We start from the raw sequence: 24,393 nt of genomic DNA, 5'->3' as shown, positions 1-24,393 counted from the left end.
GTAGCCGAGGGTGTCGTCGGTGACCTTGGTTACGCTCACTCAACCCGCCGCCGAGCTGGCGACGACCGGTGGTATCTGGCCTTCATTCGGGCCATGGAGGCATGATTTTCGTTCTGGAAGCGTGTTTGCGGGCTCTGCGCTTGATGGGAACTGTTTAAAGGTGTTGGCTTGAGAGGTGTATATGCATCTAGTGGGAGGAGAAACGTGAGCGACGCCGGAGCGGCTAAGACCGCAGCCGTGGAGAAAATGGGCTTCAAGGATGGAGACCTGATCCAAGAGCTGGGTTATGACGACGACGTTGACGACGGTCTCCGTGACACGTTGGAAGAAGTTACCGGCCACGCACTGCTGGCCGAGGACGAGCATGAAGTCGTCGACGGCGTCCTCCTGTGGTGGCGCGAAGGCGAGGGCGACCTCGTAGACGAACTCGTCGACTCGCTGACCACCCTGGACGAAGGAGGCGTCATCTGGTTGATGACTCCCAAATCCGGACGCGATGGCTTTGTCGGTGTGCCCGAAATTCAGGAAGCCGCCCCGACTGCCGGGTTGCATGTCACCAGCAGCGAAGGTGTTTCCGAGGACTGGACGGCGACCAGGCTCGTGGGGCGTCGAAAGAACTAGTGACGACTGACCCCGGAACTCACCCACTGGTGGGTTCGCTGATCCCTGCTGTGAGCCTACCGAATCAGTTCGGTGAGCCGGTGTCCCTGGAGGGCATCGGCGCCGCACGGGCTTTTGTGGTGTTCTACCCCTTTGCCTTCTCCCGGGTCTGCACGGGCGAACTGGCTGCCTTGGAACGGATGCGTCCGGCACTAGAGGCCTCAGGGGTTTCACTGCACGGGATCTCCGTGGACCATAAGCACGCCTTGCGGGCCTACGCGACCGAGCAGGGCATCGGGTTCGACCTGCTGGCTGATTTCTGGCCCCACGGCGAGGTAGCCCGGGCCTTCGGCTGCTTCGATGAGGACCACGGCCGGGCCCTGCGCTCGACGTTCCTGCTCGCCGGTGGGCGCGTGGTGGACCATTTCAGCAGCGGTATCGGTGAACCGCGAAGCGGTCAGGATTACCTCGACGCGGTCGCCCGGCTGAGTCCCTGATGAGCTCCTGAAGCGGCCCCCGCGGCCCGAGTTGGTGGCGGAGCCGTTTACCGGTAAGCTCGATCCCCGCAAGGGCCTTTAGCTCAGCTGGTAGAGCGTCACGTTTACACCGTGAATGTCATCGGTTCGATCCCGGTAGGGCCCACGCTTCAAATCCCCGTTTTCCCGCGGCACAACCGCGAGGAAGACGGGGATTTTTGTCATTCCCACGCGAGTACTTCGGCGTAGGCCCGAGAGGGCACGATACTGCCCCGTGGGTCCCGCGTCAGCTACCAGGATCTAGGCTGTCCTGTATGCAGACCCGACTACCCTCCGACTGGACACCCTGGCGTCAGAAGTCCCCACTGGAGGGAAGACGGCCCACCAAGGCGGAGGTGGCCCACGCAGTGGACTCGGGGCAGGGCCGGGAAGACGTCCTGCCCTATCCGAGCGACCGGCTATCGGCCGAGCTGCTCCGATTGCTGATCGTGGGGATCAACCCCAGCCCGTGGACGGCAACAGTGAATGCCCCTTTCGCCCGGCCCGGAAATCGTTTCTGGACTTCGCTGGCCTTGGCGGGAGTCATCGATCGAAAAGTTGATGCTTCGCGGGGACTCGCCGCGATTGACGAACGGATGCTGGCGGAGCGGGGCCTCGGAATCACCAACATGGTCTCGCGCACTTCGGCACGGGCCGACGAACTCACGACCGAAGAACTGTGGACCGGTGGTGCCCAGCTCGTGGAGCGGGTGCGCACTCTGCAGCCTCGAGCGGTCGGCGTGCTGGGGGTGACGGCGTTCCGTGTGGCGTTCAGGCAACCTCGAGCGAAGCTGGGGCTGCAAACCGACGCCCGGCCACCAGGTTGGCCTGAGGAGGTGCAGTTGTGGGTGCTCCCCAATCCCAGCGGGCTCAATGCCCACGAAACTGCCGGATCGCTCGCGCAGAAGTGGGAAGAGGTCTGGCACGCCAGTGCCTGAGCGGGGGACCCGGCCCGCCGTGGAAGGGATGACTCCGCCCGTCCGGGCGGCATCTACTCCGCGGAGGGCCGACGGCGCTGGGCTTTGACGTCCGATCGCTGTATCTTTGCGGCCCGATGTCGTCGTTTGGAACCCCGTGTTGGTTTCGTCGGACGCCGCTGGGGTCCCGCCGGGGCCAGACCCTCGCGGATGAGCTGGGCCAGCTTCTCCACAGCGGTCTCCCGGTTTCGACGCTGCGAGCGTTGCTCCGAGGACGTGACGGTGATGGCTCCCGCGACCAGCCGCGAACCCAGACGGTCCAGCAGCAATTCACGCTGTTCTTCGTTAACCGTGGTCGAATCGTCGATGTTCCAGAACAGTTCCACGCGGCTGTCCGTCTTGTTGACGTGTTGCCCGCCGGGTCCCGAGGCGCGTGAGAAACGCCAGCCGAGCTCCGGGGCCGGGATCGTCAGAGCCGGCGATACGTGCACATCCATGAATCAAGCGTCCCACGAAGCAGTGTCCCCGGGAGTCCCGCCGTCGTACCGGCCCCTGATGGTGGGACGCCGGAACCTCCTGCGGAGCCGCCGGGTGAGGCGAAGCCAGGGCAGATCGTGGGGCCAATGCAGGAACACCGTATGGAATCCGCGCCGCAAGCGCAGGGCTGCCCCGCCATCATGGAAGGGGCGCATCGAGATGCCGGTGCGCAGGGTCGGCACGAAACGGAGCACATGCTCGACGCCCAAATGGAATGAGAGATCGAAATCATCGTGGACCAACCAACGATCCGTATGGAGGTGATCTTGGACCTCGTGCCACGCCCGGCGTCTGAAGGCCATATTGGAGCCGAAAAGCGGCACATGCCCGAGGGCCAAAGAAGAGAGCGCAAAATAGGGCAGGAGGTAAGCCAACAGCGCCGGTCTGCGGAGGGCCGAGGGTCCGTCATTGAAGTGGGCTGGACCAGTGATCGCATCCACGCTGGCGTCGGCGTGGAAGGACCTGACGATCGTGGCGATCCAATCCGGAGCCGGCACCGAATCGGCGTCCAACCGGGCCAGGATGTCGCCACGTGCCCGGTTATAGCCGGCAGCACTGGCGACACCGATCCCGGGGCGGGGTTCGAAGAGAACCTCTGCCCCGTTCCGCCGGGCCACCCCCGCGCTATCGTCGCTGGAGCCATTGTCCACGACGATGATTTCCCCGGGGGCCAACTGTTGCCGGGCGAGTGCCTCCAGGCAATGCAGCAATTTCCCGGCGTCGTCCCTGACCGGGATCACCACACTGACCGTCGATCGGCTCATGGGAGCTCCGATGGGCCATGCTGCGCGGCAGCCTGCGCGGCGGAGCCCGACGGGACGGCGGACTCCGGGGGATCAGCCGTCAAGTAGGGAAGCAGGAATCCTCCGATCAGGGCCCCCAAGCCATCGGCCGCCAAATCGCCCATGGTGTCCTGGTATCCGACGTGCACCTCCGGGTCGATGAGGGTGTGTCCGGCCCACTCCAAGAGCTCCCAGACGGCTCCGGTGGCCAAACCGAGAAGGACGGTCGCCAGGACGAGTGCACCGGGACGCTGGGTGGTCGGTGGCAGGATGCCTGCCCGTTGGGCGATCACCACGGACAGGACGGCAATCAGACCGCCCAAGACGGCGTGCATGAACTTATCCCACCCCGGCAGGAGCACATACAGGTCGAAGACATTGCTCCAAGCGGCTGCCAGCGAGGCAATACCGACACAGAGGTCCAGGCTGCCGCGTAGTCCCAGCGCACGGGGGATCAAGGTCGCCAGCACGGCCAGCATGAAAACCGCCACCTGGATCCACCCCCACCCCACGCCAGCGACCACGACGCTGATGAGCATCGCGGCCCGAGCGACGTCGGCGAGCAGCACCACCCGGTTCACGGCAGGCCGGAAGAGGGCCTGCTTCACCGTTTCGATGACTGGCCTCCTTCGGGTTTGGCCGAAAGGTTCGGGCCGAGGTTCAGCACTGCCTGCACCGGTTCATGATCCGAAACGGCCGCGCCGCCCAGACGCAGCGCATTCACACCCGCCGACTCGACCTCCAGATCGGGGGAGACGAGGATCCAGTCCACACGGGGGCCCGTGGTTGTGGGGCTGCGATACCTGGAGAACGTCGAACAATCGGCGCCGACCCTTCGCGTCGACACGTCCATGGCATCGGACAGAACGCGGTTGTCGACCAGTTCTCGGTGGGCCGGTGAGCCGGCCGTGGCATTGAAATCGCCCATCACGATCACTGGGCCGCAAAGCCCTGCCACGACCCGGCGCAGGAGTTGAGCCGAGGCAATGCGCGACGGCGCGGAAAACGGATCCAGATGGGTGACCAGGGCGTGGAAACGCAGTCCGGTCTCTAGATCGTTGAACTGGCACTGGACCACGAAGCGGGGTAGCTGGTTGCCGAAGGAGCGTGAGCCGGGCCGTTCGGGTTGGGCCGAAAGCCACCAGAATCGGGAGTCGAGGAGACGGAGTCGACGCCGATCGTAGTGCAGCTCGCAGCGTTCCCCGCGGCCACCGGTGGAACGCCCGGTACCTACGTGTGCATACCCGTTGCCGAGCAGGTTGCGAATTTCCCGCGAGGGGCCGGGCAACACTTCCTGCAAGGCCAGCAAGCTGGGCTGCTCGGCGGCCAACAGACGTTGCAGGAGCGGGCGCCGCCGTGCCCAACGATCTGCCGCCGGGAACCAAAAACGGGGCATTTGTCGCCGGACGTTCAACGTCATGACATGCAGCAGAGGAGCCGGCGTCGGGCCGATCAGCGGGGGCGGCGTGGAGTGGGCGGGGAATGACCGCAGAACGCTGTTCCCCTCGCCCGCCCTGCTGCCCATGACGTCACGTTATCAGCAGACCAACGGACTACGCGGGAAACTGGCACAAGCCCAAACTCTTGTATTTGATCCTACAAACTGCAGAGCTTGTTGTCTCGAGGGTGTTTCGGCGGGATCCTCCAGCGTGGCTTCATCGGCTTTCCGCCGACGGGCGGGCGAACTAGACTGGGAATCAGTCACGGAGCCGTGTCCGGCACCGTAGTGTGCCGGGGCACCAGCTCGTCTTGTTTCCAATGGATGGAGTCCTGATGAAGGCACAAATCGGCGTCACCGGCCTAGCGGTCATGGGCGCGAACCTCGCTCGTAATTTCGCCCGCAACGGCTACACGGTGGCCCTGCATAACCGCTCGATCGAGAAGACCGACGCCTTGCTGAAGGAACACGGTGATGAGGGCGAGTTCATCCGCACCGACACCATGGAGGAGCTTGTCGAGTCGCTGGAGACCCCGCGCCGCGTGCTGCTCATGGTCAAGGCCGGCGCACCCGTGGACTCCGTCATCGACTCGTTGGTTCCGCTGCTCGAAGCCGGTGACATCGTCATCGACGGCGGCAACTCGAACTTCCAGGACACCCGCCGTCGTGAAGCAGCCCTGGCGAAGAAGGATCTGCATTTCGTGGGGATCGGCGTCTCCGGCGGCGAGGAAGGCGCCCTGTTGGGCCCGTCCATCATGCCCGGTGGCTCCGAGGAGTCCTATCAGGCGCTGGGCCCGATGCTCGAAAAGATCTCGGCCCATGTCGACGGCGATCCGTGCTGCGCCTGGATCGGCACCGACGGCGCCGGCCACTTCGTGAAGATGGTCCACAACGGCATCGAATACGCGGATATGCAGGTCATCGGTGAGGCCTTCGACCTGCTGCGCTCCGGCGCCGGCATCGAACCAGCGGATCAGGCCAAGATCTTCAAGGAATGGAACGAAGGTAACCTGGCGTCCTTCCTCATCGAAATCACCGCAGAGGTGCTGGCCCACCAGGACGCCAAGACCGGCAAGCCGCTCGTGGATGTCATCGTCGACTCCGCGGGGCAGAAGGGCACCGGGCGCTGGACCGTGCAGTCAGCCCTGGATCTGGGATCGCCCACCTCGGCCATCGCCGAATCGGTGTTCGCCCGGGGCCTGTCCTCCCAGCGCGACCAGCGGGCCATCGCCCAAGAGGTGTTGGCCGGACACGAGCAGGACGTCACCCTCGGGGACGACTTCGTTGAAGACGTCCGTCAGGCCCTCTTCGCCTCCAAGCTCGTCTCCTACGCCCAGGGCCTGGATATGCTCACCGCGGCGGCCACCGAATACGACTGGGATCTGAAGCTCGACGAAATCGCCTCGCTCTGGCGCGGTGGCTGCATCATCCGTGCCGAACTGCTGGCAGACATCATGAAGGCCTACGCCTCGGACGATCAGCCGGCCAACCTGCTCTTCGCGCCGGCCTTCTCGGAGGCCATTGCCGGCGCCGTCCCGGCCTGGCGACGCGTGGTCTCGACGGCGGTCTCCCTGGGCATCCCGGTACCGGTGTTCTCCTCCTCGCTGGCCTACTACGACGGCCTGCGCCGCAAGCGCCTTCCGGCAGCGCTGACCCAGGGGCTGCGTGACCTCTTCGGCGCCCACACCTACAACCGGATGGACGCCGAAGGGACCTTCCACACCCAGTGGAGCGGTGACAAGACCGAGATCGAAGCCGTCTCGACGCACTAACACCAACACCCGACGGAGTACAGGCCAATCTGTTCCGTCTCAGGGCGCGACGAGGGAACCGTTCCCGGTTTCACCGTCGTGCCCTGTTCTGCTGGTGGCCCCCGGGCATAGTCTGAGGACATGGATTACAGATTCCTCGGAGCCTCGGGGCTCAAAATCACCGAAATCACGTACGGCAACTGGCTCACCCACGGGTCCCAGGTCGAGAACGATGTCGCCTCCCAATGCGTCCAGGCGGCCCTCGACGCAGGGATCACCACCTTCGACACTGCGGATGCCTACGCCAACGGCGCCGCCGAGAAGGTACTGGGTGACGCGTTGAAGGACCAGCGGCGTGAATCGCTGGAGATCTTCACCAAGGTCTACTGGCCGGTCGGACCCAAGGGGCCCAACGACGTCGGACTGTCCCGCAAGCACATCATGGAGGGCATCAACGGTTCGCTGAGCCGGTTGGGCATGGACTACGTCGACCTGTACCAGGCGCACCGTTACGATCACCAGACGCCGCTGGAGGAGACCATCCAGGCCTTCGCCGACGTCGTCCGGGCCGGGAAGGCCCTGTACATCGGGGTCTCCGAATGGTCCGCTGACCAATTGCGTGAGGGGCAGCGCCTCGCGAAGGAGGCCGGGTTCTCGCTGGTGTCCAACCAACCGCAGTACTCTGCGTTGTGGCGGGTCATCGAGGACGAAGTTGTCCCGGCTTCCAAGGAATTGGGTCTGTCCCAGGTCGTCTGGTCGCCCATGGCACAGGGCGTCCTCTCCGGTAAATACCGTCCCGGACAACCGGCGCCGGAAGGCAGTCGTGCCACGGATGAGAAGGGCGGGAAGAACACCATCTCAGGCTTCATGAGCGAGGAGGTCCTCACCCGGGTCCAACAGCTGCGGCCGATTGCCGATGAACTGGGTTTGAAGATGTCCCAACTGGCCATCGCTTGGGTGCTACAAAACGAGAACGTGGCCACCGCCTTGGTTGGTGCTTCACGTCCCGAACAAGTCGCAGAAAACGTGAAGGCCTCCGGCGTGCGCATCCCCGCCGAACTCATGAGCCGGATCGATGAGGTGCTCGGCGATTCCGTCGAGCGTGATCTGGCCAAGACGGTCAGCCCGGAGCAGCGTCCCGCCTAACAGGGCGCGCACACGAGCGGTCCGGTGCCGACAGCGATGAGCTGTCGGCACCGGACCGTCTTCATGCGCCCGGAAAAGGCCTCAGATCCACATGGCCGGGTCGATGTATTCGGCTGGATCCACGGCCGGCTGATGCTCCTGGGGTTGCCGTGGCCGGTTGGTCGCCGGGATACCGGTGATGATCGAATCGGCCGGAGCATCCTTGACCACCACGGCATTGGCGCCAATCGCGGAATCGGCGCCGATGGTGATCGGTCCCAGGACTTTCGCCCCGGCACCGATCACCACCCGGTCCCCAATGGTCGGGTGGCGCTTGACCTTCGCCAATGAACGGCCACCGAGGGTTACTCCGTGGTAGATCATCACGTCGTCGCCGATCTCGGCGGTTTCACCGATGACGACCCCCATGCCGTGGTCGATAAAGAACCGATGGCCCAGGGTGGCCCCCGGATGGATCTCGATACCCGTGGCGAACCGGGCCACCTGGGAGATGAGCCGCGCCGGTAGTCGCAGCGCAGGGTTCTGCCAGAGCCGGTGGGTCAGGCGGTGCACCCAGATGGCATGCAGGCCCGAATAGGCCAACGCGTTCTCTGCATTCCCACGTGCCGCTGGGTCATGGGCGCGCGCCCCTTCGAGGTCTTCTTGGAGGCGGGATAGGAAAGTCACACGAAACCTTTGCTGGTGGTTGCCCTGCAGGTGCTGCCGCTATCCGCGGATGTCGTCGTACAGTGGCGTGGAGATGTACCGTTCGCCAAAGTCGCAGACGATGGCGACGATGAGCTTCCCAGCATTCTCCGGGCGTTTGGCCAGTTCCAGGGCGGCCCAAACGATCGCTCCCGAGCTGATACCGCCCAGGATGCCTTCCTTGGTGCCCAGTTCGCGGGCCACGCGGACCGAATCCTCCATGGTCGCGTCAAACACCTCGTCGTAGACGTCAGTGTCCAGCACCTCGGGCACGAAGTTCGCGCCCAGGCCCTGGATTTTATGCGGGCCGGGTGCACCGCCGGTGAGGATGGCCGAATCCTTCGGCTCCACGGCGACGACCTGTACAGAAGGCTTGAGTTCCTTCAGGAGATTGCCGGCACCGGTGACGGTGCCCCCGGTTCCCACACCGGCAACGAAGACGTCGACCTGGCCATCGGTATCGTCCCAGATTTCCTGGCCGGTGGTCTTGCGGTGGATCGCCGGATTGGCCTGGTTGGCGAACTGCTGGGCCCAGATGGCGTTTTCGGTATGGGCGACGATCTCCTTGGCTTTTTCCACCGATCCGCGCATGCCCTCTGAGCCGGGCGTCAGAATGATTTCAGCTCCGTAGGCACGCAGCATGACCCGGCGCTCGGTGGACATCGTTTCGGGCATTGTGAGGATGACCCGGTAACCGCGGGCAGCGCCGACCATGGCCAAGGCGATGCCGGTGTTACCTGAGGTGCCCTCGACGATGGTGCCACCGGGCTTCAACGCGCCGGCTTGCTCGGCGGCGTCGACGATGGCCACCCCGATGCGATCCTTGACGCTGTTGGCCGGGTTATAGAACTCCAGTTTGACGGCGACCTGGGCGGGCAGGCCTTCGGCCATCCGGTTCAGGCGGACCAGGGGAGTGCGTCCGACCAGTTCGGTCACGTCATTATAAATCTGTGCCATCAGCGTCCTGCTTTCGGTAGGAAATGAGGGGTTCGTTGGTGTTCTAGCCTATCGAGGTGCCGAATCACGGTTTATTCGGTCAGCCACTGGGAGTAATATTTCCTCGCTTTGGCCAACTTGGGGTTGATGATGACCTGGCAGTAGCCCTCGTAGGGGTTCATGGCGTAGAAATCCTGGTGGATCGGTTCGGCTTCGTGGAAGTACGGGGCGGGGACGATTTCGGTGACGATCGGATCATCCCAATTCTCTTGGTTTCGCCGCAGCGACGCCTCAAAGAACTCCCGTTGCCGGGCATCGGTGTAGAACATGGCCGAACGGTATTGGGTGCCCACGTCGTAGCCCTGACGGTTCAAGGTCGTGGGGTTGTGCCCGGTAAAGAACATGTCCAAGATGACGTCGGCGGGGACGACGGCGGCATCGAATGTTACGGCGACCGCCTCGGCATGTCCGGTGGTTCCGCTACAGACGTCACGGTAGTTCGGGTTCGGGGTGTGCCCACCGATGTATCCGGAGACCACCGACGAAACGCCGATGGTCTTGCGGTAGATCGTGTCCATGCACCAGAAGCATCCGGCAGCGAGGATGAAGGTGTGGACGCCATGGTCCGGTAATCCGGCGGAATCGGACGGGCCGAACTGCGTCTCTGACGTGGGGATTGCTGACTTGCTCTTCACATTCATGGTCAATGCGCGCAGAGGCTCATTCATTCCCGAAGGTCTTCGCGGTCAGGGTAACCGAGCCCATTTGACGCCCATTTGACTCGTCTCGGACTACGGTAGGAGCATGCGCAATGATCAGGACAGGACGCCGCAGGACTCCCCGGAAGGCGAGACGGACGTGACGGACAACGCCCCCGAGGTTGAAGAAGCCGTGGAGGCCGTCGAGGGCGGGGCGCAGGATATGCGCGCCGTGGTGGCCCCCGAACCCCGGCCCGGAGCGACCGTGCCTACCTTGGGCGAGGTCCTGGTGGCGATCGAAGAGCTCTGGCCGGCCTCGTTGGCCGAAGACTGGGATGCCGTCGGCCTTGTCGCCGGCCGGGTCGAACGTCCGATACGGCGCATCATCTTCGCGGTGGACCCGACCCTCGAGGTGGTCCGCGACGCCATCGCTGGTGGAGCAGACCTGCTGATCACCCACCACCCCTTGCTGCTGCGTGGAGTGAAATCGGTGGCTGCCGACCAGTTCAAGGGCGAAGTCGTCCACGAGCTCATTGAAAACCAGTGTGCCTTGGTCACCGTTCACACCAACGGCGACTCAGCGGTGGGAGGGGTCTCCGACGTCCTCGCCGATATTCTCGGACTGACCAACGTCACCCCCTTGGTGGCGGCCTCCGAGGGCCTTCCCGAAGAAGGGCTCGGCCGGGTCGGCACCCTTCCGGACGCACTGGCCCTCTCCGATTTCGCCTCCCGAGTGTTCGGCGCACTGCCAGCTGTCGCAGGAGGTGTGCGCGTGGCCGGGGACCGTGACGGGATCGTGAGCACGGTGGCCGTCTGCGGCGGCGCCGGGGACAGCCTCTTCGACGCGGTGCGAGCCGCCCGGGCCGACGTGTTCGTCACCGCCGATCTGCGCCACCACCCGGCCTCCGAAGCACGCGAGGCCGCCGTGGAAGACCGCCCCTACCTCGTGGACATCTCCCACTTCGCCGGCGAATGGCTGTGGCTTCCGGCAGCCGCCGAAGGCCTCTACAACGTGCTGATCGACCAGAACTTCATCCTGGAGATCGGTGTCAGCTCGATCAATACCGACCCCTGGGATTTCATCCTCACCCCCGGGGACTGATCGGCGCCGGTGGGCAGTAGGCTGGGGAGCCACCGAGCACGAGGAGAATCACCGATGGCCAAGGCATCACCCGCCGACCAGCTGCTGCTGTTGGACCTGCAGGCACTGGACTCGAAGATCGTGAAGATCGACCGGGCCGTGAAGGTTCTGGCCTCCGACCCGGAGATTATCGCCGCCGGCGAAACGGTGGCCGAAGCCGAGGCCGCCCGCCGAGAAGTGGCCGAGGAATCTGCTGCCGCCCAACATGCCTTGACCGATATTGAGCATCAGACCGAGAAGGTGCAGACCCGGATCGAGAAGGATCGCGCCCAAATCGAGGCCGGCCGTGGCACCGCACGGGACATGATGGCCCTCCAACATGAGATCGACTCCTTGACGCTGAAGCGCGGAGAACTCGAGACCACCGAGCTGGAACTGATGGAAACTGCCGAGGAAGTGGCCGGCAGGCTCGAAGGGGTCACCGCCTCGGCCGACGGAACCGCGGCCCAACTAGCCCAGCTCGAACGCGCCCGAGATGAAAAGGCCTCGGAGTTGGCCGCCGAGCGTGCCATGCTGGTGACCGAGCGCACCGAACTGGCCGGACGCATCGACTCGACCCTGGTGGGAATGTATGAAAAGCGTTTGGCACAGCGCGGTATCGGTGCCGCTCGCCTCTTCCACGGCACCTCGGAAGGATCCGGCATGCAACTAGCCGCCGGTGACTTGGCTGAGATTCGTGCTGCGGCCGAGGACGACGTCGTCTCCTGCCCCGACTCGGGCGTGATCCTGGTCCGCTCACCCGAGTGGAAATAGAACAACACACCCGCAGGCCGGTTCCGCGGGGGCGGCTGCACCATGTGGAGATATGGGTCGCTGATCTGGAGCAGGCCACCACGACGCTCGGCTGGATCTTCGAATCCCTCGGCTACGTGCGTGCCGAGGAATGGTCTGGCGGCGCGAGTTGGCAGGGTACGGGGGAGTATTTGGTCCTCGAATCAAGCTCGGAGGTGTTGGGAACCGTGCATGAACGCCGGCGTCCCGGGCTGAATCATCTGGCGTTCTGTGCTGGAACCCCCGAAAATGTTGAAGCGCTAGCCCGTGCCTCGGTGGAGCGGGGATTCACCCTGATGTTCGCCGAGCTGCACCCACACGCGGGCGGACCCGACCACTACGCCGCCTATCTGCAGAACGCGGACGGTTTCGAAATCGAACTGGTGGCAGACGGCGAAGTCTCCAGGCGTTGATCCTGCGGCTGCGGGATTATTTGGCGGCGAAGCTATGCTCCTCGGGCAGGATGATGTTCAGCTGGTGGGCCTTTTTGGCGGTGGCGGGAACCAACTCGGCATCCCACCTCTCCTGGATGGCCTTCAGCAGGGCCTCCGGAGTGCCGGGTGTGCTTCGTTGGGCCAGGACATGGCGGGCCACCTCGCCACGGGTGTGCTTGGCGAAATGTGAGACGACCTTGCGCTGGCCCCCGCGTAGCTGGAACACCGAAACGGCCACCGTGTTCTGCGGCGGGGGAGCGAAGGCAGCGGCATAGGTGCTCGAACGGCAGTCGATCACCAACTCTTGGACAGCACGATCACCCAACACCGGGTTCAGCCGGGTCTTCCACCAGCTCGCCAGTTTTCCGATTCCCGGGAGCTTCACCGACATCGACAGCCGATAGGCGGGAATCCGGTCGGCGAAGCCCACGGCGCCCCATAAGGCGGAGACCACCACGACGGAGGCATCCGCCCTGCGTTGCTGGGCCGGGGTCAGCGTGCGGTAGCCCAACGCCTCGAAGAGGACACCGGTGTAGATCTCGTGAGCCGGAGCAGCCGGTTCCTGGTGGAGGGCAATATTGCGGGTCACTTCCCCGGCCAGTGAGGCTCCCACACCCAAGACGTTCAGGGCATCGTCTTCGGCCGAGACCGCGGCAAGGGCCTGAAGCACTGCGGCACGATCAGCCGCGAGTCCGGGAAAACTCAGCGAATCGGCGTCGTAGGCGGGGCCCGCGGCGGCAGGCTTCTTTCCTTCGGAAGGGGGGAGCAGAATAAGCACCCGTCGATCCTAGCTGCGCCCCCGGCGGCTCGGAGCACGGTAGACTGCCGGGGCGTGACGGTCGTACGGTCTTTCGTCGCGCAATCGGTCCATGGAATGTCCGGGTTCCACGGATGAGTGGGGGGTGTCATGCCCAACCGGATGTCGTCAGGAAAACGCAGTACATGATGGTTACCCCTCCAACCCGTAGAGACCCGGTCTTGGATGCTTCCAAGGGCATTTTGATCCTCTTGGTGATCCTGGGGCACTTGCTGGCCCGCTCCGATCCGCAGGATGGTTTCATTACCAAGGCGCTGATTACCGGCATCTATGCCTTCCATATGCCGGCCTTCGTCTTCCTCGCCGGGATCACTTCCAAACCCCGCGGAATCCTCCAGCGCTGCACCCAGTTTTTGACCCTGTTGATTGTTTTTCAGGTCGCATATTTCCTGGCTCGGTGGGTGATGGGTTCCGACGCAACGTTCTCCTGGGAGAGGCCCTACTGGATCCTCTGGTTCTTGCTCTCCATGACCGTGTGGACGGCGCTGACCCCGCTGATCGCGAAAATTCCCCGCACGAGCCTTATGCTTTCAGTCCTCATTTCGCTGGCATCCGGGACGATCGACGTGCTTGATTACCCCTACAGTGCCTCCCGCACCCTGGTCTTCCTCCCGTTCTTCGTTCTTGGTTTCATCTACGGCAAGCCTATTCTGGCCTACCTTTCCCGATTGCTGGTGAGGGGCCGGGTAGTGGTGGCCGTCTCGGCACTGCTCACGTTCGGCTTCTTGCTGTATTGGGCGCCGAACCACAAGTGGTTCTACGGGAGCAGGGGCTACGACGTCCTGGATGTTTCCGATCCCACGGGTGTCATCTATCGACTCGTGCTACAGATCTGTGCCGTGGTGCTCACCGCCGGTCTGCTGGTCCTGGTTCCCCGCGACCCCGGCCTGCTGGTCAGGTTTGGCCAGCGGAGCCTCTCCATTTTCCTGCTCCATGGCTTCGCGATACTTGCCGTGGCGCGCTACGCAAAGATCATGGCGGAGGACAACAGGTACGAAGCCGTGGTGATCTACGTGATCCTCATGGCAGGAATTGCGTTGCTTGCCTCGATGCAGCCGGGCCACCAGTCGGTTGGCCGCATCGGCACCCTCCTGCTGCCCCTCGTCGAGAAGGTGTCGCCATCCAGCCCGGTGGCAGGCACCGGCCGAGCACAGCCTGTCCACCCCGGGCCAGACAAAGAACCACTGCGAGCCGAGGAGCCGCACGTCTTGGAGGGGGCCGACGATCGACACATAGGTGTCGCCGCCCAGACCAGACCCGGAGCACGGTAGACTATTCGGCGGACGGGATGGCTGGACGATCGCGTGTCGCGCAAGCGGCCCGAGGAACGTCCGGGCTCCACAGAACAGGGTGGTGGGTAACGCCCACTCGGGGTAACCCGCAGGATAGTGCCACAGAAAACAGACCGCCCGCCTCGTGCGGGTCAGGGTGAAAAGGTGGTGTAAGAGACCACCAGCGCCCCAGGTGACTGGGGCGGCTCGGTAAACCCCACCCGGAGCAAGGCCAGACAGGCTGCGTATGAGGGCTGTTCGCCCCAGTAGTCGGGTAGGCCGCGTGAGGGCATCGGCAACGGTGCTCCTAGATGGATGATCGTCACCGGCAATCGGGTAACCGCTGCCGGTACAGAACCCGGCGTACAGGCCATCCCGTCCCCTATGATCCACCACGTCCCGCCACGTTCTGCGGCCGAGCTCATTCGGGTTGGACGGGACTGCGATCGGACTCGTCATCTGGTTCCCAGTCATCGGGATGGATCTGTGGCGGGTAGTCGCCCGGCATCAGGGCCCGCTTGAGATGGTGTTGGCGACCCCCGCTGGCCAAATCCGAGTTGAGGATCCGCAACGCTTGAGCGACGTCGACCTTATTGATGGTGTCCTCCCCGGTGGTTGGCGAGGTTTAACCATAGTCGAAAGTATGTTCTAGTACATGCCGGAGTGCTCTGCTGCGCGCTTCACGACGTGATCTCTGCGCTGGCAGCCAGTGGGCCGGTGTGGGGTTCTTGGACTTCGATCTCTGCGTCCAATGACAGTGGCGGTGAAACCCAGCCACTAATGGTTAGCACCTGCCGATATTCGCTGCCGACCCAAATAGCCCTGAAATACTCCAACGTCCCGTTGATGGCCATCGTCTCGTCGAGAAAGACCACTCCCAGATGACGGTGCTCGCGGGATAAGTCCCCGATTCTCATAACCCCCCAGTCAGTTGTCGGTTGACGGCGACATGCCGGACCTTCCGTCAGTGTAGATGCGCAGTGCCCCTTTGTGGCCTAGATGTACTGCCCAGGGAGGTTCGTTGAACTCGTGCCACGACACGATCTGAATTAATGGGATGAAGAAGGCCCCCTGATGTGGAGTGGAGCTGTCTAAGAAACCGCTTCACAAACAGGAGGCCTTCATGTCCCACGCTAATGCAGCCTTGACTCCGAAAGCACGTCTGAGACTTGCCAGGCTCATCGTCGAAGATCGCTGGAGCGTGTCCACCGCGGCGAAGATGTTCATGGTCTCCTGGCCTACGGCCAAACGCTGGGCAGAGCGCTATCGGGTCCACGGCCCGGCAGCAATGGCCGATAAAACCAGCCGGCCCAGGACGTGCCCGGCACGCACCAGGCAGGCCATGGTGAAGAAGATCGTTGCCCTGCGCTGGCGAAAACGGTTGGGCCCGGTCCAGATCGCCTACCGGCTGGGCCTGGCAGCCTCGACCGTGCACGCGGTGCTGGTCCGCTGCCACATCAACCGGTTGCGTTATATCGATCGGGTCACCGGCGAGCCGATCCGCCGCTACGAACATCCTTATCCCGGATCCATGATCCACGTGGACGTCACCAAGTTCGGGAACATCCCCGACGGTGGAGGCCACCGATACGTAGGCCGACAGGCAGGGGACAAAAACCGTGCGGCGACCCCGGACAAGCCCCGCAATACGACCTACAACCCGAAAATGGGTACCGCGTTCGTACATACCGTGATCGATGACCACTCCCGCATCGCCTACGCCGAGATCCACGATGATGAAAAGGCCGTCACGGCCATCGCCGTGCTGGAGAGGGCCGTGGCCTGGTTCGCGGACAGGGACGTCACCGTGGAGCGGGTGCTATCCGATAACGGTTCCGCCTATCGCTCACATGCCTGGCGCGATGCCTGCGGGGAGCTGGGGATCAAGCCCAAGAGGACCAGGCCCTACCGGCCCCAGACCAATGGCAAGATCGAACGGTTCCACCGGACACTGAATGACGGGTGGGCCTACGCCAAGTTCTACGGCGACGAGGCCACCCGTCGAGACGCGTTGCCGGCCTGGATTCATGAATACAATCACCACAGGCCCCATACCGCTATCGGGAACCAGCCACCCATCAATCGTTTAACTAACGTCCCTGATCAGTACACCTAGATGACGGGTGGGGTCTGTACGAGACCATGGGTGGACGCCCCTGAACCGGCAACCGACCCTGCCCGAGGTGAAGGGGCAGGGTCGGTTGATGGGCACGGTCTGGGGGAACCGTGCCGGCGACGCAAGAGACGGGGCGCCGCCACACCCAGTCTAATCGAAGATGTCTTCGAAGCCATGGTTTGTGGTCGGCGCGCCGGAGGACTGGATTCAGCCGGGCCCGTCCTTGCTAGGCTCGGGATGTGCCCCCGGAACCTGAAGCCCATCTACGCGTCGCGATCCTCGGCACGGGGCTGGCTTCCGGGCGAGATTCCGACGGCCTGGTTGAACCACCAGGGGTGCGCGGCAAGGGCCTTCTTGTCGCGCTGGCCCTGACACCCGGAGTATCGGTATCGGTCGGGGGACTGGCCGAAGATATTTGGGCCGGAACGCCACCTCGTGACCCGCGGGCCTCGATCCAGACACTGGTCTCCCGGCTACGACAGGTGCTGGCCCCCGGGCTGATTGAATCCACGGCCACGGGCTACCTGCTGCGGGTCGAGCCCCGAGAAATCGATCTGGGGCGGGCAGAATTTTTGGCCGAAGAGGCCAGGCACCACCTGGAACACGGTGAGGCAGAGAACGCCGCATCGGCCATCACACAGGCCCTCGGCCTGCGGCGTGCCGCACCTGGCGCCGATCTGGGTGTGAGCGAAATGGGGGAGCTGCTGGCGAGCCGCTGGGAAGGACTGCGGGTCAAATCGCACACTTTGCGCGCCGAGGCCAGGATCCTTGCCGGTGATGGGCCCGGGGCGCTCAGCGATCTCGACGCCGTCGATGATTCCGGGGCAGACGAAACAATCTTGGAACTGCGGATGCGCGCCCACGCCGCGGCCGGCGCCTCCCACGAAGCACTCAGACTTTTTGCCCGGCACCGCAGAGAGCTGCGCGATTCCTTGGGAACCGACCCGGTGCCACGGTTGGTGGAGCTCAATGCCCGGCTCTTGACTGCCGAAACCGAACACAGCGGGAATCGCCCCCATATCGGCCTCCGTGCGGCTCCCAATGAACTCGTGGGCCGTGCCGCGGACCTTGAGGCCTTGAGTTCCCTGCTGGGCACCGGGCGCTTGATCACCATCCTCGGGCCCGGCGGACTCGGCAAAACCCGGCTAGCCCAAGAAGCTGCAGCAGCTGCGGGACGGTCAGGGCCCTTCGTTGTCTTTGTCGAATTGGCGGGTGTTGCTTCCGGGGAAGATCTTGGCCTCGCCCTGGCCTCAACACTGGGGATCCGGGAGGCGGCACCACGGATCGGTTCGTTGGAGGCGCCGGCACGACTCGATGTGCGGGCACGCATCCTTGGTCTCCTGGCTGAACGTGACACCTTGCTGGTCATGGACAACTGTGAGCATCTGATCGAGCAGGCTGCCCGCTGGATTGCTGATATTCTCGCCAGCTGCCCCGGGGTCAGAGTGCTCGCGACCAGTCGCTCACCACTACGTATTGCTGCGGAACAGATCTACGCACTTGGCCCACTTCCGGCTGAAACCGGCGGGGCGGCGGTTGAGCTCTTCACCGCACGGGCTCGGGCTGCTCGGCCCGCGGTGTCCCTGCCGGCAGCTGAGGTCTCGATGCTCTGCCAGCATCTTGACGGTCTGCCGCTGGCGATTGAACTGGCTGCGGCGCGGGTCAGGTCGATGACCGTGCAGGAAATCCTGCAGCGCCTCGATGACCGATTCGTCCTGCTGACCGTCGGTGACCGGGCGGCTCCGCGACGACACCAAACACTGTCCGCGGTGATCGATTGGAGCTGGAATCTCCTCGAGGCGCCCGAACAGCAGTTACTCGGCCGGCTCTCGGTCTTTGCCGACGGGTTCAGTGCCGGCGGAGCACGAGCCGTGGCCGGCGGAGGGCATGACATCGAGGACGGGCTCGGTGCCCTGGTGGAGCAGTCCTTGGTGACCGTCTCCGAGGAGTCACGTACCGGGGAACTGCGCTACCGCTTGCTGGAAACCGTCCGCGAATTTGCCGCCCACGCACTTGATAGCGCCGGGGAAAGGGGTCTGGTGCAACAGGCGCTGGCCTCCTGGGGTGTGTCATATTGCCGTGACATGTTGCCGGCACTGGATTCCGGGGATCAACGGAGGGCCTTCGCCGGTTTTGCCGTCGAACAAGAAAACCTGGTGGCGATCCTCCGTGAGGCGTTGGACCGCAGGGACGCCTCGGTGATCCTGACCCTCTACGGGGTGATGGGTTACTTCTGGACCATGTCCGGGGCGAACTCCGATCTGTTCACCTTCGGGGCAGCGGTAGAACACGCCACGGTGGGTTACCGCGCGACGCCCGAGACCCTCGACGTCGTCGTGTTGTCCGATCTGCTGGCCGCGACCGGTTTCCCGTTCGGCGAGCGGCGGGCCGCACTGTTGGCTATGGGACGTTTGCGGCACACCCTGGCGATGGCGACACCCTCGATGCCGCGGATTGCCGCGGCAAGCCGGCTGCTGGTGGCGGCTCTGCAGGGCATGGACGCCGGACGTGCCCAGCTGGCCCGCCTCGTCAGCTCCCCTGATCCTGCCGTGAAGGCGCTTGCCTTGCTCTTGACCTCCCATCTGGCAGAAAATGACGGCCACACCAACCGGGCCCTGCCGGGTCTTCTGCAGGCCTACGATCTGGCAGTCTCCGACGGGCATCTGTGGAGTCAGGCGTCCACGGCCCAATCCATCGCGTCTTTGCACGTTCAGCTGGGGTACCCCGAGCGGTCCCTGGACTGGATTGAACGGGCCCGAGCTGGCCAACGTGCCCTACGCGCCCATCCCGATCTGGACCAACTCGATTGGCTGGAGGCCATGGCTCGGCTCTCCGGCGGCGATTATGAGGTGGCCGCCCGGATCTTTGACGGAATGAACACCGAAGAAAGCACCCCGGGTTTTGGCGCCGGCGGCCGGCAGGGGATGGGTCTTTCCGGGCTGGCCGAGGTGGAGCTGGCTTCAGGGCAGACGGAACTCGGGTTGGCGCATTACCGGCAAGCGCTCCAGACGCAGGGGCCCGGGGAGCACGATCCGTGGTATCAGATTCTGGCAGCGGGGGCCGTCCTGGCCCATATGAGGGTAGCGGAGACCGACGCATCGTGGTCCCTGCCGACGGTTCGCCGGCTGCGCTCGGGGATCCTGGCCAGGCACCGGCTCCAGGGCGCCTCCATCGATGTGCCCGTCTCGGGCTCCGGATTGATGGCGATTGCTGCCTGGCTGCTGCGCCCGACCGGGCCGGGGCTACTCCCGGAGCGGCAATTCGACGGGTTGGACCTGCTGGCCCTGGCGACCCGGATCGGGGTCCAACAGACCCTCCCGAGCCTGAACGTACGCACTTTTTCTGAACATATCGCCGGTAGGTTCGGGGCGGGTGCACTGGAGGCCGCCCGACTCCGCGTGGATGGGCTCGACCTGCAGGAAGCACTGGACCGTGCCCTCACGCTCTTGCGTCAGGACACGGTCCGTAGCGCCCTCCAAGAACACCGACCGGGGGATTAGGCCTTGCGCATATAGGCGCGCACGGTCAACGGGGCGAAAACGGCCACGATGACAGCAGCCCCGATCAATGACATGACCAGATCCGTTCCGACGACCCCGTTGTTGGCGAGGTCTCGGACGGCGCTCACCAGGTGGGACACCGGATTGACCTGGACGAAACCCTGTAACCAGGTCGGCAACGTGTCCACCGGGACGAAGGCATTGGACAGGAACGTCAACGGGAAGAGCACGATCATGGAAATTCCTTGAACGCTGGAGGCGCTGCGGGCGACGACACCAAAGAAGGCGAAGATCCAGCTGATGGCCCAGGAGCAGGCAATGACCAAGAGCCCGGCCATCACCACGGCAGACAACCCTCCCTGCGGGTGGTACCCCAACAGGTACCCCATCGCGAAGGTCAAGGTCGTAGCGATCGCATAACGCACCGTGTCGGCGAGCAACGCTCCCGATAAGGGGGCGATCCGTGCGATCGGCAGGGACTTGAAACGGTCAAAGACCCCCTTGTCCATGTCTTCGCGCAGCTGGGTGCCGGTGACCACCGACGTGGTAATGACCGTCTGGACCAGAATGCCGGGGATGAGCAAGGGCAAATAGCTGGCGGTATCCCCGGCGACCGCTCCGCCGAAGAGGACGGTAAACATGAGCGTAAACAGAATCGGTTGAACGGTGACGTCGATGAGCTGTTCGGGGGTCCGTTTGATTTTCAGCAGGCCACGGTAGGCCATGGTCAGCGTGTTCTGTAGTGTCTGGGCCGCCGAGGTGTGGTTCGTGAGTTGGCGTTCGGCGCCGGGAATGATGGTGGCTGTACTCATGAGTAGATCCTTGCCAGTGCGTCGGCATCGGCGTCGGTGTCGTCGCTTGCGGTGGGATGTCCGGTAATACCGAGGAAGACCTCGTCGAGGGTGGGCTTCTGGACGCTCATCTCCGCCAGGGTGATCCCTGAAGCCCGCATTTCAACCAACAGGTCGGTCACCCGATCCACGCCGGTCATCGGTGCCGTGATCCGGGCGGCTTCGGGGGAGACCGTTCCCTGAACTCCCAGCACCCGGTGGATGATCTCCAACGATCCGCCCACGTCGGCGGAATCCTGCAGGCGTAGCTGCAAGGAGGCCGTGCCGATGGAGGCTTTGAGGTCATCGGGTGTTCCTTCGGCGACGACGGTGCCATGGTCGATGACGGCAATGCGGCTGGCCAGCTGGTCCGCCTCGTCGAGCATCTGGGTGGTGAGCAGGACCGTGGATCCTCCGGCGACCAGCCGGCGGATCGTTTCCCACATCTGGGTGCGCGTCCTGGGGTCCAACCCGGTGGTGGGTTCGTCCAAGAAGATCAGTGGAGGTTGGGCAATGAGGCTGGCCGCCAGGTCCAGCCGCCGGCGCATTCCGCCGGAGAACTTTGCCAGCGGCCGGCGGGCTGCTTCGCTCAGACCGAACTCCTCCAACAGTTCCTCGGCCTTGACACGCGAGGCGCGCCGGCCCAGACCGAGGAGACGGGAAAAGATGACGAGATTCTCCGTCGCACTGAGCTTCTCGTCGACGGACGCGAATTGGGCGGTCACCCCGACGAGCTGCCGGACGATCTGGGCCTCGGCAACGACGTCGTGCCCGAAGATCTTCGCCTGTCCGCCGTCCGGGCGCAAAAGGGTGGCGAGCATGCTGATCGTGGTGGTTTTCCCGGCACCATTGGGTCCGAGGACCCCATAGACGGTTCCGGTTTTGACGTGGAGGTCGACGCCGTCGACGGCTCGATGAGTGCCGAAGGTCTTGATGAGGCCGTGGGCTTCAATGGCCCAGTCGTGGGTGGTTTCCATGGTTGGTTCCTTTCATGCTGTCGTGCGGTGCACTGTTGGAAACCAGCATGGGGTGCGCCACTGTCAAGACCCTGTCATCGCGCTGTCATGGCCTGACATGGACCTCAGGGACTCTTCAGGTCATGTGAGTGAGTTCACCGGCATCAATGCGGTGATCGGGGGCCAACAACCTAGAATGGAGGTGGGCTCAGCCCCGGGGGGAGAGGAATCTCGGACCCCAACCAACCGTATCTGCAATGGTGCTTTCGCGGTGCCAACCGGCTAGTGGATCCCTGCCGGCTGAATTGGAAGGACAAAAAGTGACCCAGCAGTCTGTCGCCGCCCAGAACGAATGGAGCGGCCGCGAGGAACTCGCCGAGGCCATGATTCCCCTGATTGGGCGTCTGTACCGCAAGAACAATGTGGTGACCTCCATCTACGGGCGCAAGCTCATCAACAAATCCCCGATCGACATCCTCAAGGCCCACCGGGTGGCCCGCCATATTGACGGCGTGGAACTCTCCCCCTCCCAAACACTTCCCCTGCTCCAGGGCCTTGACTCACTGGATCTCGGTGCGGTCTCGGTGGATTTGGCCCGGCTGGCCCGCAAATTCAACGAACAGGGCAACGGCGCCGTGCTGCAGGACTTCCTGGCCGCCGAATTCGCCGAAAGGGCCGGCGGCGCCGGGCGCACCGACGTCGAATCCCGCGATATCGTGCTTTACGGCTTCGGACGCATCGGACGGCTGCTGGCGCGCATCCTCATCGAGCGCGGCGGCTACGGACTGCGCCTGCGCGCCATCGTGGTGCGCAAGAACGGCGAGAACGATCTGGTCAAGCGCGCCTCGCTGTTGCGCCGGGACTCGGTGCACGGACCCTTCGAAGGCTCGATCACCGTCGACGAGGAAAACAACACGATCCTCGCCAACGGAACCCTGATCCAGGTCATCTACTCCAACGACCCGACCACCGTGGACTACACCGCCTACGGCATCGACAAGGCGATCGTTGTGGACAACACGGGCCGCTGGCGCGACCGCGAAGGACTGGGCCAGCACCTCAAGGCCAAGGGCGTATCCCAGGTCCTGCTGACCGCTCCGGGCAAGGGCGATGTGAAGAACATCGTGCACGGCATCAACCACGGCGACATTGCCGCCGACGACACGATCGTCTCCGCGGCGTCCTGCACGACGAACGCGATCACCCCGGTGCTCAAGGCGATCAACGACGAATACGGTGTCACCCACGGTCACGTGGAAACCGTCCACTCGTTCACCAACGACCAAAACCTGACCGATAACTTCCATAAGGGAGACCGTCGTGGACGGTCGGCGGCGTTGAACATGGTCATCACCGAAACCGGTGCCGCGAAGGCAGTATCGAAGGCACTGCCCGAATTCGAGGGCAAGCTGACCGGAAACGCGATTCGCGTCCCCACCCCCGATGTCTCCATGGCGATCCTGAACCTGAACCTGGAGAAGGACACCACCAAGGAAGAGCTGAACACCTACCTGCGTCAGACGTCGCTGGGAGCCGAACTGCATAAGCAGATCGACTACATCGACTCCCCGGAGATCGTCTCCACCGATTTCGTCGGTTCGCGCCGCGCCGGCATCGTCGACGGGCTGGCGACCATCGCCAACGGCCGAAACGCCGTCGTCTACGTCTGGTACGACAACGAGTTCGGCTACTCCTGCCAGGTGGTTCGCGTCATCGAGGAACTGGCGGGAACCCACCCGGTGGCTTTCCCCGCAGTAGAAAAAACCGAAGACATCACGGTCGAGGCAGAAGCCACCGTGTAATCACCACCGGCGCCATCAGTGGCACCGGATCACCAGCCCACGCACCGGGCAGGAAGCAGGACAAGAGCATGGATCGTCGGATCGATAGCCGAGCACGCCGCACACTGGGGGTCACCGCCGCCGGATTCGCGGTACTGCTGGCAGCCACCGGATGTTCCTCCACGGGCAGCTCCGACGATTCATCGTCGGCGCCGGCCACGCAGGAAACCTCGGCAGCAGCCTCCAGCTCGGCACCGGTGAGCAGCAGTGCTGCCTCGTCGGCATCGGAAACCGAGACCGCGGAGAAGTCCTCCTCCTCGGCGCCGGCCACGAAGTCCACGAAGGCCGCCCCGGCCAAGGACACGTCGGCTCTGGACACCGTGAAGAACAAGGAGCACAAGATTGCCGTGGTCTCCACCGGCGCGTCGGCTTCCGGTAAGGATTCGCTGAACACCAAGCTGATCATTGCCGATCACGGTTGCTTCCACGCCGTCAATCAGCAGGGTCCCCCGACACTGCTCGTCTTCCCCGAAGACACCACGCTGAACAGCAAGGGCAAGCCGACCGTGACGGTGGGGGGAACCTCCATCCGCGTGGGTCAGCAGGTGACCTTCACCGGCAAGAAGATCAACCTGAGTGCGGACCAGGCCTCACAGGCCAAGCCGTGCCGCGCCAAGGGCGACGTCTTCCAGGTGGCCTCGGCGAAGTAGCCGGACACCCGTGCCAAAGAGCCGGTGCCCACCCCGATCCGTCGGGGTGGGCACCGGCTCTT

23 protein-coding genes, 1 tRNA gene and 1 other RNA gene are annotated in these 24,393 nt (G+C 64.0%); 15 read left to right on the top strand and 10 right to left on the bottom strand.

What is annotated here, in order from left to right; all coding sequences use genetic code 11:
• Window positions 1-204 precede the first annotated feature (204 nt).
• The 4 genes from ACT3UE_RS11890 (at window position 205) to ACT3UE_RS11875 (ending at window position 2,053) form a co-directional block, all read left to right on the top strand.
• Complete coding sequence (locus ACT3UE_RS11890; protein ID WP_441380672.1) at window positions 205-621, top strand: DUF3052 domain-containing protein; 417 nt, start codon at window positions 205-207, stop codon at window positions 619-621.
• Window positions 621-1,097 carry a redoxin domain-containing protein gene (locus tag ACT3UE_RS11885; protein ID WP_443390226.1) on the top strand — a complete coding sequence of 159 codons (477 nt, stop codon included), beginning with the start codon at window positions 621-623 and terminating at the stop codon, window positions 1,095-1,097. Before ACT3UE_RS11890 ends, ACT3UE_RS11885 begins: the two co-directional genes overlap by 1 nt.
• 72 nt (window positions 1,098-1,169) lie before the next feature.
• A tRNA-Val gene (locus ACT3UE_RS11880) sits at window positions 1,170-1,242 on the top strand.
• Between the two features lie 241 nt (window positions 1,243-1,483).
• Complete coding sequence (locus tag ACT3UE_RS11875) at window positions 1,484-2,053, top strand: mismatch-specific DNA-glycosylase (protein ID WP_444566780.1); 570 nt, start codon at window positions 1,484-1,486, stop codon at window positions 2,051-2,053.
• A 53-nt stretch (window positions 2,054-2,106) separates the two neighbouring features.
• Here the strand turns inward: ACT3UE_RS11875 and arfB are convergent, their stop codons facing one another.
• The 4 genes from arfB to ACT3UE_RS11855 are packed head-to-tail and all read right to left on the bottom strand — an operon-like array spanning window position 2,107 to window position 4,771.
• Window positions 2,107-2,529, bottom strand: a complete 423-nt coding sequence (gene arfB, locus ACT3UE_RS11870) for an alternative ribosome rescue aminoacyl-tRNA hydrolase ArfB (protein ID WP_444566779.1) — start codon at window positions 2,527-2,529, stop codon at window positions 2,107-2,109.
• A gap of 3 nt (window positions 2,530-2,532) precedes the next feature.
• The gene (locus ACT3UE_RS11865) at window positions 2,533-3,333 is read right to left on the bottom strand and encodes a glycosyltransferase family 2 protein (protein WP_444566778.1); all 801 of its coding nucleotides are present in this window, start codon (window positions 3,331-3,333) and stop codon (window positions 2,533-2,535) included.
• A complete protein-coding gene (locus ACT3UE_RS11860) occupies window positions 3,330-3,959 on the bottom strand; it encodes a hypothetical protein (RefSeq protein WP_444566777.1) in 630 nt (209 codons plus the stop codon). Before ACT3UE_RS11860 ends, ACT3UE_RS11865 begins: the two co-directional genes overlap by 4 nt.
• Window positions 3,956-4,771: an endonuclease/exonuclease/phosphatase family protein gene (locus ACT3UE_RS11855; protein WP_444566776.1), complete on the bottom strand. Its 816-nt coding sequence runs from the start codon at window positions 4,769-4,771 to the stop codon at window positions 3,956-3,958. The genes ACT3UE_RS11860 and ACT3UE_RS11855 overlap by 4 nt, the downstream gene beginning before the upstream one ends.
• A gap of 353 nt (window positions 4,772-5,124) precedes the next feature.
• Between ACT3UE_RS11855 and gndA the strand changes: the two genes are divergently transcribed.
• The gene (gene gndA / locus ACT3UE_RS11850; RefSeq protein WP_096223469.1) at window positions 5,125-6,561 is read left to right on the top strand and encodes an NADP-dependent phosphogluconate dehydrogenase; all 1,437 of its coding nucleotides are present in this window, start codon (window positions 5,125-5,127) and stop codon (window positions 6,559-6,561) included.
• Between the two features lie 120 nt (window positions 6,562-6,681).
• Window positions 6,682-7,686 (top strand): aldo/keto reductase family protein, encoded by a 1,005-nt coding sequence (locus ACT3UE_RS11845; RefSeq protein ID WP_443390222.1) that lies wholly within the window; start codon window positions 6,682-6,684, stop codon window positions 7,684-7,686.
• 81 nt (window positions 7,687-7,767) lie between these two features.
• Here the strand turns inward: ACT3UE_RS11845 and epsC are convergent, their stop codons facing one another.
• From epsC to msrA, 3 genes are all read right to left on the bottom strand, one after another.
• Window positions 7,768-8,352 carry a serine O-acetyltransferase EpsC gene (gene epsC / locus ACT3UE_RS11840; RefSeq protein ID WP_086998077.1) on the bottom strand — a complete coding sequence of 195 codons (585 nt, stop codon included), beginning with the start codon at window positions 8,350-8,352 and terminating at the stop codon, window positions 7,768-7,770.
• Window positions 8,353-8,391: 39 nt separating this feature from the next.
• Window positions 8,392-9,327 carry a cysteine synthase A gene (gene cysK / locus ACT3UE_RS11835; RefSeq protein WP_444566775.1) on the bottom strand — a complete coding sequence of 312 codons (936 nt, stop codon included), beginning with the start codon at window positions 9,325-9,327 and terminating at the stop codon, window positions 8,392-8,394.
• 71 nt (window positions 9,328-9,398) lie between these two features.
• Window positions 9,399-10,034, bottom strand: coding sequence for a peptide-methionine (S)-S-oxide reductase MsrA (msrA, locus tag ACT3UE_RS11830; RefSeq protein ID WP_444566774.1), 636 nt, complete (start codon window positions 10,032-10,034; stop codon window positions 9,399-9,401).
• Between the two features lie 163 nt (window positions 10,035-10,197).
• Here msrA and ACT3UE_RS11825 point away from each other — a divergent pair, with 163 nt between their 5' ends.
• The 3 genes from ACT3UE_RS11825 to ACT3UE_RS11815 are packed head-to-tail and all read left to right on the top strand — an operon-like array spanning window position 10,198 to window position 12,329.
• Window positions 10,198-11,106, top strand: a complete 909-nt coding sequence (locus tag ACT3UE_RS11825; RefSeq protein WP_444566784.1) for a Nif3-like dinuclear metal center hexameric protein — start codon at window positions 10,198-10,200, stop codon at window positions 11,104-11,106.
• A 54-nt stretch (window positions 11,107-11,160) separates the two neighbouring features.
• Complete coding sequence (locus ACT3UE_RS11820) at window positions 11,161-11,898, top strand: zinc ribbon domain-containing protein (protein ID WP_444566773.1); 738 nt, start codon at window positions 11,161-11,163, stop codon at window positions 11,896-11,898.
• A gap of 44 nt (window positions 11,899-11,942) precedes the next feature.
• Window positions 11,943-12,329, top strand: a complete 387-nt coding sequence (locus ACT3UE_RS11815; RefSeq protein ID WP_444566772.1) for a VOC family protein — start codon at window positions 11,943-11,945, stop codon at window positions 12,327-12,329.
• Window positions 12,330-12,345: 16 nt separating this feature from the next.
• On the opposite strand, the gene ACT3UE_RS11810 is transcribed toward ACT3UE_RS11815, so the two are convergent.
• The gene (locus ACT3UE_RS11810) at window positions 12,346-13,128 is read right to left on the bottom strand and encodes a YaaA family protein (protein WP_444566771.1); all 783 of its coding nucleotides are present in this window, start codon (window positions 13,126-13,128) and stop codon (window positions 12,346-12,348) included.
• Window positions 13,129-13,328: 200 nt separating this feature from the next.
• Here ACT3UE_RS11810 and ACT3UE_RS11805 point away from each other — a divergent pair, with 200 nt between their 5' ends.
• The 4 genes from ACT3UE_RS11805 to ACT3UE_RS11790 all read left to right on the top strand — a co-directional run bounded on the left by ACT3UE_RS11805 (window position 13,329) and on the right by ACT3UE_RS11790 (window position 20,054).
• The gene (locus ACT3UE_RS11805; protein ID WP_444566770.1) at window positions 13,329-14,438 is read left to right on the top strand and encodes an acyltransferase family protein; all 1,110 of its coding nucleotides are present in this window, start codon (window positions 13,329-13,331) and stop codon (window positions 14,436-14,438) included.
• Between the two features lie 13 nt (window positions 14,439-14,451).
• An RNA gene (rnpB, locus tag ACT3UE_RS11800) (RNase P RNA component class A) lies at window positions 14,452-14,820 on the top strand.
• A 741-nt stretch (window positions 14,821-15,561) separates the two neighbouring features.
• Window positions 15,562-16,554, top strand: a complete 993-nt coding sequence (locus ACT3UE_RS11795) for an IS481 family transposase (protein WP_444566769.1) — start codon at window positions 15,562-15,564, stop codon at window positions 16,552-16,554.
• A gap of 239 nt (window positions 16,555-16,793) precedes the next feature.
• Window positions 16,794-20,054 (top strand): BTAD domain-containing putative transcriptional regulator, encoded by a 3,261-nt coding sequence (locus tag ACT3UE_RS11790; RefSeq protein ID WP_444566768.1) that lies wholly within the window; start codon window positions 16,794-16,796, stop codon window positions 20,052-20,054.
• On the opposite strand, the gene ACT3UE_RS11785 is transcribed toward ACT3UE_RS11790, so the two are convergent.
• Entirely contained in the window at window positions 20,051-20,866 is an 816-nt protein-coding gene (locus tag ACT3UE_RS11785; RefSeq protein WP_443427889.1) for an ABC transporter permease, read from the bottom strand. The genes ACT3UE_RS11790 and ACT3UE_RS11785 overlap by 4 nt on opposite strands.
• Window positions 20,863-21,861: an ATP-binding cassette domain-containing protein gene (locus ACT3UE_RS11780; RefSeq protein WP_444566767.1), complete on the bottom strand. Its 999-nt coding sequence runs from the start codon at window positions 21,859-21,861 to the stop codon at window positions 20,863-20,865. The genes ACT3UE_RS11785 and ACT3UE_RS11780 overlap by 4 nt, the downstream gene beginning before the upstream one ends.
• A 299-nt stretch (window positions 21,862-22,160) precedes the next feature.
• On the opposite strand from ACT3UE_RS11780, the gene ACT3UE_RS11775 reads away from it, so the two are divergent.
• Together ACT3UE_RS11775 and ACT3UE_RS11770 are read left to right on the top strand one after the other, a co-directional pair.
• A complete protein-coding gene (locus tag ACT3UE_RS11775) occupies window positions 22,161-23,642 on the top strand; it encodes a glyceraldehyde-3-phosphate dehydrogenase (RefSeq protein WP_444566766.1) in 1,482 nt (493 codons plus the stop codon).
• A 68-nt stretch (window positions 23,643-23,710) separates the two neighbouring features.
• Window positions 23,711-24,331 carry a hypothetical protein gene (locus ACT3UE_RS11770; RefSeq protein WP_444566765.1) on the top strand — a complete coding sequence of 207 codons (621 nt, stop codon included), beginning with the start codon at window positions 23,711-23,713 and terminating at the stop codon, window positions 24,329-24,331.
• The last annotated feature ends 62 nt before the right edge of the window (window positions 24,332-24,393 follow it).

The sequence above is a fragment of the Arthrobacter sp. 179 genome (genome assembly GCF_052379645.1).
Lineage (GTDB): Bacteria > Actinomycetota > Actinomycetes > Actinomycetales > Micrococcaceae > Arthrobacter_H.
This window is presented reverse-complemented; position numbering and strand designations above follow the sequence as displayed.

What these genes read in the sequence shown, in the direction of transcription:
- arfB (WP_444566779.1), bottom strand. Translation starts at nt 2,529, where the DNA reads ATGGATGTGCACGTATCGCCGGCTCTGACGATCCCGGCCCCGGAGCTC.
- ACT3UE_RS11865 (WP_444566778.1), bottom strand. Translation starts at nt 3,333, where the DNA reads ATGAGCCGATCGACGGTCAGTGTGGTGATCCCGGTCAGGGACGACGCC.
- ACT3UE_RS11855 (WP_444566776.1), bottom strand. Translation starts at nt 4,771, where the DNA reads ATGACGTTGAACGTCCGGCGACAAATGCCCCGTTTTTGGTTCCCGGCG.
- gndA (WP_096223469.1), top strand. Translation starts at nt 5,125, where the DNA reads ATGAAGGCACAAATCGGCGTCACCGGCCTAGCGGTCATGGGCGCGAAC.
- ACT3UE_RS11845 (WP_443390222.1), top strand. Translation starts at nt 6,682, where the DNA reads ATGGATTACAGATTCCTCGGAGCCTCGGGGCTCAAAATCACCGAAATC.
- cysK (WP_444566775.1), bottom strand. Translation starts at nt 9,327, where the DNA reads ATGGCACAGATTTATAATGACGTGACCGAACTGGTCGGACGCACTCCC.
- msrA (WP_444566774.1), bottom strand. Translation starts at nt 10,034, where the DNA reads ATGAATGAGCCTCTGCGCGCATTGACCATGAATGTGAAGAGCAAGTCA.
- ACT3UE_RS11820 (WP_444566773.1), top strand. Translation starts at nt 11,161, where the DNA reads ATGGCCAAGGCATCACCCGCCGACCAGCTGCTGCTGTTGGACCTGCAG.
- ACT3UE_RS11795 (WP_444566769.1), top strand. Translation starts at nt 15,562, where the DNA reads ATGTCCCACGCTAATGCAGCCTTGACTCCGAAAGCACGTCTGAGACTT.
- ACT3UE_RS11785 (WP_443427889.1), bottom strand. Translation starts at nt 20,866, where the DNA reads ATGAGTACAGCCACCATCATTCCCGGCGCCGAACGCCAACTCACGAAC.
- ACT3UE_RS11780 (WP_444566767.1), bottom strand. Translation starts at nt 21,861, where the DNA reads ATGGAAACCACCCACGACTGGGCCATTGAAGCCCACGGCCTCATCAAG.
- ACT3UE_RS11770 (WP_444566765.1), top strand. Translation starts at nt 23,711, where the DNA reads ATGGATCGTCGGATCGATAGCCGAGCACGCCGCACACTGGGGGTCACC.